The sequence below is a fragment of the Pantoea sp. R102 genome (genome assembly GCF_004916815.1).
In the GTDB taxonomy this organism is placed as follows: Bacteria; Pseudomonadota; Gammaproteobacteria; order Enterobacterales; family Enterobacteriaceae; genus Pantoea; species Pantoea dispersa.
Window position 1 is genome coordinate 25,973 of the sequence record NZ_SDFT01000014.1, and the last position, 12,890, is coordinate 38,862.

Consider the following 12,890-nt stretch of genomic DNA (forward strand, 5'->3'; position numbering starts at 1 on the left):
ATTGGCATGACGCAGCTTATCAACTGGGGTATCACATTCTATATGCCAGGCGTCTTCGGCACCGCCATCATGGCGGACACAGGCTGGTCGTCAGTTCTGACATTCTCCGGGCTGACTATTGCCATGCTGGTTATGGGGTTTATTTCGCCTCTTATCGGCCCCCTAATGGCCCGTACAGGCGGACGAACGCTGATGATGGCAGGAACCCTCGCAATTATTCTCAGCTGTTTTCTGATGGCTTTTACCCGCTCAACAGCATCGTGGATTGCCGTCTGGCTCCTGATGGGAGCCGGCATGCGACTTGCTCTGTATGATGCCGCATTTGCTCTGCTTGTAGAAACCGCAGGCGCAGGGGCCCGCCGGGCAGTCTCTCTGGTCACACTGCTGGGTGGCCTCGCTTCAGCCGTGTTCTGGCCTGCTGGGGCTGCGCTACTGCACATTACCGGCTGGCGGTATGCGGTTATCGTTTACGGCTGTGCGGGCATTGTCAGCCTGCTTTTTCTGTCCGCCATTCCGGCAGGCAACCGGAGTCAACCACCCGTTGCCGGGCAGCCCACTTTTCCAGCGATCGGAAAAGCAGAAGACCGAAAAGCATTCATCAGCGGCCTGTGGTATGCCACGCTAATAGCGCTAATAAGCTTTGTTTCTACCGGCGTATCCACTCATTTTCCGCAGATACTGGCCGCTTATGGCATGCCTGCCGTGACGGGCATGCTGTGGGGTGGGGGGCAGGTGAGTGTCCGACTGCTGGACGTGGTTTATGGCGCAAATACATCTGCGCTCCGCCTGAGTCTGGTTACCGGCGTTCTGCTGCCAGTCTGTTTTCTGGTCGGCCTTGCAGGTAATGTCACCCCTGTGGCTGCAGCCATTTTTATTCTGGGTTATGGAGCTGTGAACGGAATGAGTACGGTAGTTAAAGCTTTACTGCCTCTTGTGCTGTTTGATCCGAAGCACTATGCCCGAAGAACAGGCGTGCTGCTGTCACCAGCTTTTTTCCTCGCGGCGGTCGCTCCCTCAGCTTACGCCATATTGCTGGAGCGATACGGCACATCCGGCACGCTGCTTTTATCTGCCATCATTACCCTGTTCATTACGGCGATTTCCATTATGATCTGGCGTCTCCATTCCTCGCCGGTTGGACAGAAAGCTTCAATTCCGCCGAAACGTGAAACTGGACACGTCAGGTGACTGTAATTGCTGTCGCAATTCATTAATTAAAAGGAAGATACGATGAAAACTGGACTGATTTCACTGGGACTGCTGACTTCCATTCTGCTCACCGGCTGCGACGAGGGCGCAAAGAGCGAGGAATGGTACAAGGCTCACAACAAAGAGCGCAAATCTAAATATGAAGAATGCCGTAAAGAACCCAATCCGCGCGGCACCGAAGACTGTCGCAACGCGATTGATGCCGATGTACACGCGGGCCAATTTACAAAGAGTCCAGAAAAGGGTTGGTAAAACCATACGAGCCGCCATGAGGCGGCTTTTTTACGTCATTCTTCAGCGATTCCATAGAACGCCTGTTCCACCTAATCCGTCAACTGACCCTGGCGTTACCCCCTGGAACAGTACATATTGTGATTTTGCCGGCGGCTGACGATACCATCTCAAGGTATAACAGGGACCAGGCGGCCAACACCAGGCGAAATACGCCGGCTTCTCCTCTACTTGATTGGATAAAATTCCGGCAACAGTGGCTTGAGCACAATGCGATTTACAGCCGCCGGCATATACATCTCGTTTTGAAAACCGTACAGCGGTAAACATCTATCAAAAATGCCATTATTTACATTAAAGTAATGCCCGTTTTTCGCTCAGAGCGGACGTTTATCTGATCCCGTCCGCTTTGTGCCAAAAGCGGACTTTAATACGGCTCCAGAGTCTATTTTAGGAGTAGCTTACATCTGTCAGGCTTTAGCTAGCGGCTTCATTCGAAAACTAATCCCCATACGATTAATGGCATTCATAGTGGCAATAACAATGGTAAGTTCAACCAAATCTTTTTCACCGAATACAGAAAGCGCTGCGGAATATGCTTCATCAGAAGCATGCGTTTCACTTACACGGGTAACTTCTTCCGCCCATGAGAGCGCAGCTTGCTCTATATCCGAGAATAAATAGGTAGATTCTCTCCAGACAGGCACCAATACAATCTTCTCGACGGACATGCCACTCTTAATAAGATCGCGAGCATGTATATCTATACAGTGTGCACAACCATTGATCTGTGAAACTCTTAAAAAAATTAAATGAATCAGATCATCTGGCAAACTTGTCCCGGTAATGGCGTAATTATGGAGCGCTCCTATAGCCTTGCCACCTTCAGCGGAAACTTGAAACCAGTTTGGACGCTTCATCCTTATATCCTCTTATTGAGATGTTTAAGTAAGTATTTGTTAATCATCATGGTCTGTCACAGAACCGCTACGACTGAATTTAAATTCGTACGTCTGCTCAGACATTGTGATATTAGCCATTAAAGTCGTAGATAAAAGAGGCAAGAAATGAGTTAAACGGTAGGACAATCATAGGGGGATCTCGTCAAGTAAAAGAGGGAAACCATTTTCTGAAAGCAATCATTTTGTGCTGAAAAAACCACGATAATGTCCGTTTCCCGCGCATAGCGGACAGCAGATAATACTGCTCCAAAAGGTGCCAGCCTTGTAGCAAAGCTGGTGGCTTACCGCTCAGGTAAAGACGAGGCTACAGGGGCGCGGGGCTCAAGCGCGTTTCGCGCGGCGCTGGACGCTGAGTTTCAGGTGAAGCGCGAGGATGAGAACATCGCCTGATACTGACCTGCACCAAGATGAAAGACGCTGAAGAGCCGAAGCGCCGGGCGTACGACCTGCAGCCGGTCAGGCTGTTCACGGATGAAGAGGGAGAGGAAATCCACTCGCTGGCCGTGTGGAATGTTTCACGCGAGGTTTCAGAGCTGGCACCTGAACTCAGTGACAGCGCAAAACTTACCGATAATCACATTGCACGTTCGAACCTGATCCGCAGTCGGACCATGAACAACGAGATCTGCACGCATACAGCCATCCGGGATAATAAGAAAGCGCCTGGGCTTGACGTTAAAAACTTCAGTCGCTGGGTAGCCAAGCCTGAAAATGAAGCACTGCTTACGGTTGGGGCGGAGTGATGACGCTGATGACCAGACGGCAATGTGAGGAGTGAAGTGAGGAAAGGTGAGGAGCCGTGAGGAAGAGGGAGAATTTTCCTCACTTTCCTCACATATACACAGCGGAAGTGAGGAGAGTTCCTGAAACCCCTGATATGACTGGGCTGGGAGCGATTTTGAGAAAATCAGGTGAGGAGAGGTGAGGAACCGAAAAAGTGAGGAGCAAGTGAGGAAGTGTCGGGGCGGAACAACCGGCGGCATGCCATGTAGACCTTAACGTGCACTTAATCGTCATTCAGGAGGGGGCATGTCCGAGCCCGCTTTTGACAACGGGCGTTCACGACGCTGTGGTTTAACGGCGAACGAAATTGATACCAGTCCAACTGAGCCGCTCTTTACGAACAGGAAAACGGAGAACGCTCTGGCTACATTAAGGTAAAAAGCGGGCAAGCACTGGGGCACTCAGGCCGTCAACGGAGGTATATGCCTTCGCCCTCCTAAACTTTTCCCTGCAGCGAGACGAAACCATCGCACCTGGTGTGCCCCAGTAATTCCGGACGTTGCAAACAGCATGATGTGATGCTCAACCTGGAGCGGGCAATCACTGAACACGCTCGGCAAGGCAGGCGTAACATCCCTGCTTAGCATAATGAATATGGACGTAGCTGACTGTGGGATCGTCAAAGAAATGATTCAGCCGACTTTTCGCCGCCGCACCGTCACAGATATCCGCCTCCAGCATAAAATGGTTTTCATCAAAGGCCCTTAGTGAAATGAGCCTGACAGCGAGTGATTCTGGAATTTCATTGATATATACCCCCTGATGAGTACAGCCTTCCCGGAGATAAATTGCATGTGTGCCGTGATAGGGGGTATCAGCAGGCTGATAGGTATGATTAATCAATATCGCTGTCTCACCGACAGGAATATCACTTAATGAAATTCTGTCGGGATAGCCGGGAAAACTGTCGACGTCTCTTCTTAGCGCACCGTGTTTTTTTAAGTAATGTTCATCCTGCCCAAAGAGATGAAGGAAGGGGGTTGCATCAAGCCCTGAAATTCTGAATTGCATGTTTGCCTCCTGTGATAGTCAGCAGACGATAGCGTCATCTTGTTAAGCGTTGCTCGCTGTTTTCGGACAGGTAAATGACTGCTGCAAAATGAGCATGAGTACGTCCGCCCGGCGTTCAAAGCAGTTACCGACCTTCATGGGGATCTGCTTTGTGAAAAATCCTTAGTTGGGGGTTTATCGCTGGCACGTTTGGGTGAAGTTAATGAACAAAACGCCGGCCTTTCGCGCACGATTGCCCTTGCTGACATCGAACGACTTAATTGAGGTTTATTTACATTTTTCGCATGTAGAGCATTACCATTCACGACGACATAAATTCATGGTGTTGGAAGACATATCCTAACCCACGAATGCTTTTTATCTTAAACCCGGAGTCCTGACACAATTTCTTCTTAAGCCGGCATATAAGAACATTAATAACGTCCTGGTTTTTTAAATCAGCGTCTGAGTATAACTGACCCATTAACTGGTCTCGGGTGACGACTTTTCCATTCTGCTTGATCAGCAACGCTGCGATAAGATATTCACAGTTAGTCAGCTGTACTTGCATCCCATCCCTTAAAATCTGTTTGCCAAACAAGTCCAGTTCATAAGGTGGCAGTTTTATGCAGTTTGACGAGAGGCCACGTCCCCGTCGCTCAATTGCGCTGACACGTGCTACAAACTCTTCCGGCTGAATGTCACCTGATACAACGTCATCCGCTCCAGCGTCATAAGCGGCAATCCTTATTGCCATCGTGCTGCCAGTAGCCGTTACGATGACGGGGGTGATGTACCCCCTCATACGATATCGACGAATAAGCGCGCAGTGTTTTTCGCACAGCAGAGGAGTGCTGATGATAAAAACATCAGGGTGAAACTTATTGAGAGAACGAAGTGCATTATCAATATCTGAAAATGTCTCTGTCACAACGCCCGGTTGGGACATCAAAAGAGGAGCATAACCGGATGAAGCCTGATTTTTGTCAAATATCAGAATGCGCATAGACTTGCCCGACATGTAACGTTAAGTTTAATTAATGTTAATCTAGTTTTTCAGCACATAATGTCAAATGAAAAATTTATTTTAACGGAGGGTAGATGTGTTTTTAGTGGGTAATTTTATTTTTTTTTCAGTGGTTTAGCTGGTGGTGGCCTGACTGGCTCTGAGTGGAGAGGTGATAATCAGATGCTTGCAAGCCAAAAATTGGTAGTAATTATTAATGATAACTAATGTCAATATCATAATGCTGCAAATGTGATGGGCTTCTCGCAGAGTGTGAGCCTGACTAATCATATGCGAATGTTAGCTTTTCTCAATGTTTCGTCGTGAGTGACGGACCTAAACACTGGTTTGGCTGACACGAGATCACTACTCACCTCATCAAATGAAAATAAATATCAAGAATTATACGAGTCATATCACAGCAGTAATGAAATATTTATAAACTCCGTCTGAAACGATCTGGCGGCTATAAGCGACCGTTCTGTAATGAAGAATCGTCCCGGGTTGTCGATAATTGCCTGTAAATGTGTTGTCTCAACAGGATGCGAAGGTTTTACGTAATAAGGGTGTTGCCCAAACATTATTGTAACCATTTCATTTGCGCACTTAAGGATAAATTAACATTGCAGTAGTATTTCTTGAAATGTTCTTTACGCTGAGGTGAACATGAAACTGAAATTGATAAATGCAATTCCCTATAGCTACGCCCCCTTTTTTCGCGTGCTACATATTGCTGTGGCGGTGCTTATTTTATCTCAGATTATAAATTCCAATTTTATTGAGGCTGAGCTGCTTACCGATAGCAGTGTTGAGGGCGTGATAACCTGGCTCCACGTAGTTTCTGGTTTTCTGCTGATTTTCCTTGGCCTGACGCTACTGGCATGGATGCTGTCACAAAGAGGATTCCGCTGGTATTACGCGTGGATGATGTTGGATTTCAATGGCATCAGACGCGATATTAAACTGATCAGTCAGCGCAAACTGCCCGAGGCTGCGCAGGGAGGTATTGCTGCCGCCGTACAGGGACTTGGCGTTCTTGCACTGCTTCTCGTTGCTTCATCAGGAGGAGTCTGGTTTCTTGCAGAGACACTGTTGAAAAATGCATCCGATGCAGCAGAATATTATCTCCGTCTGCACAAATTTCTGACAACGTTCATCGAGATTTATTTTTACGCGCACGGCCTGATGGGGTTATTACATATGCTCCTGGTAAGAAAGACCCCGGCATCCGGGACTGAAAAAACCTGATCCTGCGCATCCCCTGGATAGGGTAATGACCGGAGTAATACTATGGTGTCTGGAGAATCGCACAAAATTTCACGTTCAGGCAGGCTGCGTGCAGCGGTAATGGGTGCCAATGATGGCATTGTTTCTACCGCCAGCCTGCTGACCGGTGTAGTTGCTGCAGGCAGCTCGCCGCAGAGCATTTTTCTGGCTGGTGTAGCCGGGCTGGTCGCAGGATCGATGTCCATGGCAACCGGTGAGTATGTCTCGGTTTCTTCACAGGTAGACACGGAGCGCGTCGCTATTGCAGAGGAACAGGCCGAGCTGGAGGGTGATTACCAGGCTGAAAAACACGAGCTGGCTGCCATTTACGTGCATCGTGGACTCAGTAAGGAGTTAGCGTTGGAGGTTGCCAGCGCGTTGATGAAACATGACGCCCTTGATGCACACATCCGTGATGAGCTCGGCATATCCGATACCCTCAGTGCACGGCCACTTCAGGCTGCGCTGTTCTCCGCAGGCAGTTTTACCGCGGGTGCGCTGATTCCTTTGATTGTGGCAATGACGTATTCAGGTATAGCCGTTATTGTCTTAGCAGCTCTCCTGGCGCTTGTATTTCTGGGGGCTTTAGCTGCGATCGTGGGCGGCGCACCGGTGATGCGCAGTATCATTCGCATCAGTTTCTGGAGTAGCCTGGCGATGGGTTTATCAGGAATAACTGGTGTGATGTTTGGGCATTTTGCAGGGTAAATTAACCGGTCCAGTTAATGCGGCATTATTTTACGCTATTTTAATCTCTGCCCAAAGAGATGATAGAAGGGGGATGCATTAAGCCTCAAAATTAAAAATTGCATGGATGCCTTCTGTGATTTTCATCAGACTATAGCATCATGTTAATCAACGTGGCCAGCTGCTGCCGGACAGGGAAAGGCTCCCTGAGTATGGGCATGAGCAGGTCAGCTTAGCGTTCAATGCAGATTTGGACCTGCAAAGGTGTCTGCTTTGTGCTAAAAAAAAGACAGCGTCATTATCAGACTCGTTTAATATGAGTCTGTCAAAAGTATCACTATTTTTTTTATTTCAGAGAGAGCTATGCCTTACTCGGAAGCTTCTTTATCCATTCTTCGTGCCATGCGCGATGGCAGTCGATTTTTGTTGAGAGGGGACAGAAGCCATGCTTGTCAGGTCAGGTATCACCCTGTCTCAGGGCAAAGACAGGATCGTACAGCCCTGAGTGTGATTCCACTGGAACGCGCCGGTTTAGTAAAGTTTGAGTCTGAGCCTCTCACTCCTGGTAGATATTACAGCGTAAAGATGACAGAAAAGGGAATCGAATGGTTAGACGGACAGGATATCGCTACCCGGAACGGCCAAGTTAGTGAATTTTCTCAAATAAATGACACCTCTCTCTGATCAGATATCTACTCCTTCCTCAGTGCAGAAAGAGGATACTATTGCGCAAAATGTCGCGGCATTTCAGCGTGGCTGGTGGTCTATCACTCCTGGAAAGACCGATCTGCGCTGCTCCCTATGACTCATACAGAATGCTGTAGGTAATGTCCGCTTTTCGCTGATAGCCGGCATAAAGTCTGAAGTCAGACCAAGAAAGCTTTCGTTGCGCAAATCGTTCATGCTCGCCTTACCTTTTTAGTTTTAAGCCTAAGCGCCGCTGTTTTTATGATGAAGAATATCAGGCTGGTGGCATCCTAAAAAATGAAGACTTGCCTACCTTTCAGATAGTTATGAGCCAATATAATGATTCAAGCCGAGGCATGATCCACATCCAGATCATCTTCAAACTTTGGGTAAGATAGTGACTAAGGCTTGAGGCCGCTTGTACCTTGATACTTAAATCAGGGTGTTATTAATCGAGTATTCCGTCGACACCATTCCGGGCGGGGCCAAAGTGACGATGAATGGAAAAATCAACGACTTAAGTTCCAGTTGAGCGTTAGCTAAATGAGCGGCAATGCCGCTACCCAGGGTTTTACACTTTTTGGGTAAAACCTTAATCAGACAAAACTATCGACTCCTGGGCATATAACCGGCCCAATGCTGGCAGAGCGCGCCGGGAAGTATCTAACATCTAGAATTCTCATAAAGATGAATCTGTAAAGAGCATGACCTGCATCACTCAAAGTGACGAAGAATGGAATAAATAACAGCTTACGTGCTCTGTGCCTGGCCGAATAGCCGGCGTACCTCAAACTGGGGGCTGAATTAAGAGTGGGGACGCGGGTGGTCACTGTGACCACCCGTATTAAAATCAGTAAGTTATTCACTAATTATCTGTCTGCCAGCTCTCGCAGGGCAGACAAAGTGACGGTCGCGAACAAATCAAAGGCTTAGGCTGTGTTAGAGTGTTCGCCCTTTCTGAGAAGTCATTGCAACAACCTGAAGGTTTTGCACTATCTGGGTAAAACCCTTTCGAGCTTGTCTTTCATTTTCTAAACCGACCACCAGCCTGTTGATGATCAATCACTGTGGCTGGCTGGATGTGGAAAAATGAGCGGGTCCTCCCGGCGGGGTACCCTGTCCACGAGGCGGCGGCCCCGCGGAAAACGGCTGATTTTTGCATTTTCATGGTGGCGGCGGCAGGTTACTTAACCAACTGAAAATATTGAATAAATCGCGTGATCACCTGTACACTTTTTTTCAAGGGGTGTCATTAGACCAGTTCTTAAGCTTCTGAAATTAATAAGTAAAATCGATTTTCACCTGCCAGGTTGAGGTGCCTGGTCAAATTCAAACCACTTGCAGTGACTTTCACTGGCGCATTTTTAAAATCGCAGACGAGATGGGATTTTATAACACCACCAAAAGTAGACAGATGAAGCTGAAGAATAAACGGTGTCAGCCCCTTTGGGCAGCTCTGGACGCAGAGTTTTAGGTGAAGCGCGAGGATGAAAACATCGCCCTGATTCTGTCTTGCACCAAAAGGAAGGATGCTGAGGAGCCGAAGCGCTGGGCAAATGACCTGCAGCCGGTCAGGCTGTTTAGGAACGAGGAGGGTGAGAAAATCCATTCGCTGGCCGAGCAGGACGTGGCTACCGATGTTGATGATCACGATCCACATTTATCCAGTATCCCGAACCTGAGTGAAAACTATGCCGCTCTGTGAGCGCTTATCCGCGGCCGGGCTGAAAACGGTGATGCGTGTACCCGTGCATTACTGCGTGATGACATGAAAGCTATGGGCATGGATGTCAGCAAAAACTAAAGTCGCTGGCTGGCCAGGTTTGAAAGCCATAGGATGGTATCAGTCAACGATGAAGAGATAACCATTATCAGCTGCCGGAAATGTAAGGAATAAGTGAGAAGTGATGAGGGGAGGGGACGGAATTTTACTCCTGCTCCTCACTTTTCATGTATATATGCGGAAAAAGTGAGGGAAGCGCGGAGTGTTAGCTTGCTTACACATTGCTGGCCTGACCTTAAGGCTCATTCAGTAAAGCTCAGGCAGAATGTCCGCTTTTTGCCAGGAGCGGACATTATCTTCGTTCGATGAATCCTTCGTGAGACAGGTCATCCCGGTTGCATTCAGCTAAACTTTTTCCTGTTTTTCGTCCGGAGCAGAAAGAATTCCGCTACAGCTGGCTGGTATATTTGGTCCATGACATTTAAATCAACAACATGCATGGTCCACTAACGATGAAAGTGATTCTTGTTCGACACGCAGAAACAGAGTGGAATGAGAGAGGTGTTATTCAGGGGCATAGCGATAGTACGTTGACCCTCCGGGGGGAGCGCCAAACATCAGCCTTACTGGCAGCATTTGTCGCGAGTGATTACCAGGTTGAACGTGTTTACGCTTCTCCACTTGGTCGTACCTGGCAAATGGGACAGAGCCTGTCTAAGTGCTTTAGTTGCTCATTGGTAGCTGAAACAGCCCTTAAAGAACAGGCATTTGGTCAGTTTGAAGGCATGTCAACGGCACAGCTCCTTCGACACCATCCGAAAGATGCAAATGCGTTATTCAAATTTGATGCAGAGTATTGTCCGCCTGAGGGAGAGTCATTAGCACAGGCAACTCAACGAGTAATAAGTTTCTTACAAAATCTGCAAGGCACCAAAGAACATCAGTGCGTATGTATCGTGTCGCATGGGCATGTCAGTCAGGGAGTGCTGGCAATACTTAAAGAGGGCACTATTGATAACTTTACCCGGTACGCTCACCCCAATGCGAGTTACTCCGTTTTCGATTTTTTGGATGGAAAATGCACTGCGCTCAGATGGGGAATTGCCACACATCTACTTGAACGTTAGGTTCTGATGGCCGTTTGAGTTAGGCGACATTATCTTAAAAACGATGTCCGCTTCTCGCTCATATCGAACATTAGCCGGACGTCCGTCTGCTTTGTGCCAGAAGCGGACATAATCGGTGCACAGTGACGTAATTTAGGACGGTTTTTTTAGTTACCGTGACATTTAATCTGTCCCGGTCCAGCCACTGCACACCGATGGTGTGGAGGATTAAACGGATTTGCCCGGCAGAATAATTACGCCTTTCTGCGTAAACGCTCCTCTTCTACCAGCGCCTTCCACTGCTGGAAGGACGGCCTTGCCTGCATGCGCTCATACCACTCGCGTAACGCGGTGCACTCTGAAGGTACCTGCAGGTTCACTAACGCAGAGAAAATCATCCCTCCGATAACCGCTATGTCTGCCATTGAGAAGTTCTCACCGGCCACATAAGGTTGTTTCTGTAGAACGCGGTCAAAATAATGCATTCCCCGGACCGCCTTGTCCCGCATCCGGTTGCCCCACTCAGGGTTCTGATAGAGTTCAACCTCAGGGCCTAAACCCGGAGTGGCGTGATGGAAATACACGCTCACTGCGTCAAGGAACTCAATTTCAGCGCGCTTGGTCATCATATGAATAACGCCCTGTTCCGCCGGAGTGGTGCCCGTCAGAGAACGTGATGCAGTCAGAGCGTCCAGATACTGCGTGATGGCCGTACACTCTGCGATAAGCGTACCGTCATCAAGCTCCAGAACGGGAAGCGTGCCAGAGTAGTTGATGGCAAGAAATTCGTTTTTCTTGTGTTCGCCCGTCCACAAGTTAACAGGTACAAACTCTGTATCAGAAAGCAGTCCTTTCTCAGCAAGTGCAATGCGAACGCGTGCGGGATAAGGGCCGTCATACCAGTCATAAATTTTCATCAGCAGCTGATTCCTTTGTGTGAGTGAGTTCAGGTCTAAGTAATAAAAACTAACTAACGATAGGTAGTTATGCGACCAAGATTGAGGCAGTTTAGGATGGTTGTCAATACCTACCTTACGATTGTTAGTTTTTTTATTCGATCTTTCCGGGACGTCCTTAATTCGATTAAGGGACCGGCAGGGAGGAGTACTATTGTTGCGATAGCGTAACAAGCCGCGGTATAACCGGTGAGGCGCCTGAGTTAATTTGCCCGCCTGTGCGGCAGAGTGGTGGCAGCCATTTCATGCCAGACCGCAGCGCGCCCGTATGGATTTTCTGAAAGAGGTTCAGGCAACGCCAGCTGAAGCGGACGGCCGCCTGATTTTTACTGTGGTAGCAGACCCGCAAGCCTGTAGCCCTCAATGAGCTCATCAAACAGCAGAATATCGTTACGGCTTCTGGCCATCAGCTGCGCGCCGGCAACGGCAGAAAAAATGGAGCCGGCACGGACTCTGCTCTCTCCTGACGCGGCAATACCGGCCTCATGCAGCTGTCCTGCCAGCCAGTCGATGTTGATGTCAGCAAACTTTTGCACCTCATCCCTGACCGGTTGCGGCAGGTCATCGTACTCAGCTGACATAAAGCTCCCCATACAGAGCCGGTTCCCGCTCTCGAGTGACCGGCGAAATATCTGCGGGTAGCGGCGCAGACTTTTCAGCGCATCGCCTTCACTTTCCCTCAGTAGTTCAAGGTCGCGCGCGGTGTCCTCCCAGTAACGCCGGGCTACCGCTGCACCCAGCTCGGCCTTACTGGGGAAGTGGTAGTAAATGCTGGCAGCCTTAATTCCCACCTCGTCGGCCAGTCCGCGTATGTTCAGGCCGGTGTAGCCGTGCGCCTGCGCCACCAGCCGGGCTGCGTTGAGAATTTCGTCACGGGATGTTTTGCTCATAATTTCTCTTCTCCTGTAGCTCAGGTAACAATTCTAACATTTGTTAGGTAGGTGTTGACAGCCTGATTTAACGGGTCTTAATCCTGCCTATCAACTGATAGTTAGTTTATCGAATCGAGTGTTTATTATGAGCAAAGAAATTTATTATACAGATGCTACCGACTTGGCCAGCATGATACGTAACCGCGACGTTTCGCCGGTAGAAGTGATGCATGCGCATCTCGATCGCATCGCAGCCACCAACCCGGACGTCAACGTGATAGTCACGCTCGCAGAAGACTCACTGAAACAGGCTTAAGCGGCGACCTCGCGGAAAACGGCTGATTTTTGCATTTTCATGGTGGCGGCTAAGATCTTATTAAATTGTTGAATTCAATGAATAAAAATGTTTTTC

The 12,890-nt window shown here is 48.7% G+C and carries 13 protein-coding genes; 7 read left to right on the forward strand and 6 right to left on the reverse strand.

What is annotated here, in order from left to right:
• The first annotated feature begins 6 nt into the window (after positions 1–6).
• Together ERD80_RS02015 and ERD80_RS02020 are read left to right on the forward strand one after the other, a co-directional pair.
• A complete protein-coding gene (locus tag ERD80_RS02015; RefSeq protein WP_248295808.1) occupies positions 7–1,188 on the forward strand; it encodes an MFS transporter in 1,182 nt (393 codons plus the stop codon).
• Positions 1,189–1,230: 42 nt separating this feature from the next.
• Positions 1,231–1,461 (forward strand): EexN family lipoprotein, encoded by a 231-nt coding sequence (locus tag ERD80_RS02020; protein ID WP_058759805.1) that lies wholly within the window; start codon positions 1,231–1,233, stop codon positions 1,459–1,461.
• A gap of 449 nt (positions 1,462–1,910) precedes the next feature.
• On the opposite strand, the gene ERD80_RS02025 is transcribed toward ERD80_RS02020, so the two are convergent.
• Entirely contained in the window at positions 1,911–2,360 is a 450-nt protein-coding gene (locus ERD80_RS02025; RefSeq protein ID WP_136545611.1) for a carboxymuconolactone decarboxylase family protein, read from the reverse strand.
• A 449-nt stretch (positions 2,361–2,809) separates the two neighbouring features.
• Here ERD80_RS02025 and ERD80_RS02030 point away from each other — a divergent pair, with 449 nt between their 5' ends.
• A complete protein-coding gene (locus ERD80_RS02030) occupies positions 2,810–3,145 on the forward strand; it encodes a hypothetical protein (RefSeq protein WP_136545612.1) in 336 nt (111 codons plus the stop codon).
• A 580-nt stretch (positions 3,146–3,725) separates the two neighbouring features.
• Here the strand turns inward: ERD80_RS02030 and ERD80_RS02035 are convergent.
• Positions 3,726–4,196, reverse strand: coding sequence for a DUF1203 domain-containing protein (locus ERD80_RS02035; RefSeq protein WP_136545613.1), 471 nt, complete (start codon positions 4,194–4,196; stop codon positions 3,726–3,728).
• A gap of 301 nt (positions 4,197–4,497) precedes the next feature.
• On the reverse strand, positions 4,498–5,181 hold the full coding sequence (locus ERD80_RS02040; RefSeq protein WP_168926244.1) for a winged helix-turn-helix domain-containing protein: 684 nt from the start codon (positions 5,179–5,181) through the stop codon (positions 4,498–4,500).
• Positions 5,182–5,847: 666 nt separating this feature from the next.
• Here ERD80_RS02040 and ERD80_RS02045 point away from each other — a divergent pair.
• Both ERD80_RS02045 and ERD80_RS02050 read left to right on the forward strand, forming a co-directional pair.
• Positions 5,848–6,429 (forward strand): cytochrome b/b6 domain-containing protein, encoded by a 582-nt coding sequence (locus ERD80_RS02045; RefSeq protein WP_136545615.1) that lies wholly within the window; start codon positions 5,848–5,850, stop codon positions 6,427–6,429.
• A gap of 42 nt (positions 6,430–6,471) precedes the next feature.
• Positions 6,472–7,155, forward strand: a complete 684-nt coding sequence (locus tag ERD80_RS02050) for a VIT family protein (RefSeq protein ID WP_136545616.1) — start codon at positions 6,472–6,474, stop codon at positions 7,153–7,155.
• Between the two features lie 1,930 nt (positions 7,156–9,085).
• Here ERD80_RS02050 and ERD80_RS02055 read toward each other — a convergent pair.
• The gene (locus ERD80_RS02055) at positions 9,086–9,481 is read right to left on the reverse strand and encodes a hypothetical protein (protein ID WP_136545617.1); all 396 of its coding nucleotides are present in this window, start codon (positions 9,479–9,481) and stop codon (positions 9,086–9,088) included.
• A 575-nt stretch (positions 9,482–10,056) separates the two neighbouring features.
• Here ERD80_RS02055 and ERD80_RS02060 point away from each other — a divergent pair.
• Positions 10,057–10,671: a histidine phosphatase family protein gene (locus tag ERD80_RS02060; RefSeq protein WP_136545618.1), complete on the forward strand. Its 615-nt coding sequence runs from the start codon at positions 10,057–10,059 to the stop codon at positions 10,669–10,671.
• Positions 10,672–10,904: 233 nt separating this feature from the next.
• On the opposite strand, the gene ERD80_RS02065 is transcribed toward ERD80_RS02060, so the two are convergent.
• A complete protein-coding gene (locus tag ERD80_RS02065; protein WP_136545619.1) occupies positions 10,905–11,567 on the reverse strand; it encodes a glutathione S-transferase in 663 nt (220 codons plus the stop codon).
• Between the two features lie 365 nt (positions 11,568–11,932).
• On the reverse strand, positions 11,933–12,496 hold the full coding sequence (locus ERD80_RS02070) for a TetR/AcrR family transcriptional regulator (protein WP_136545620.1): 564 nt from the start codon (positions 12,494–12,496) through the stop codon (positions 11,933–11,935).
• A gap of 163 nt (positions 12,497–12,659) precedes the next feature.
• Between ERD80_RS02070 and ERD80_RS22965 the strand changes: the two genes are divergently transcribed.
• A complete protein-coding gene (locus ERD80_RS22965) occupies positions 12,660–12,794 on the forward strand; it encodes a hypothetical protein (RefSeq protein ID WP_282183354.1) in 135 nt (44 codons plus the stop codon).
• The last annotated feature ends 96 nt before the right edge of the window (positions 12,795–12,890 follow it).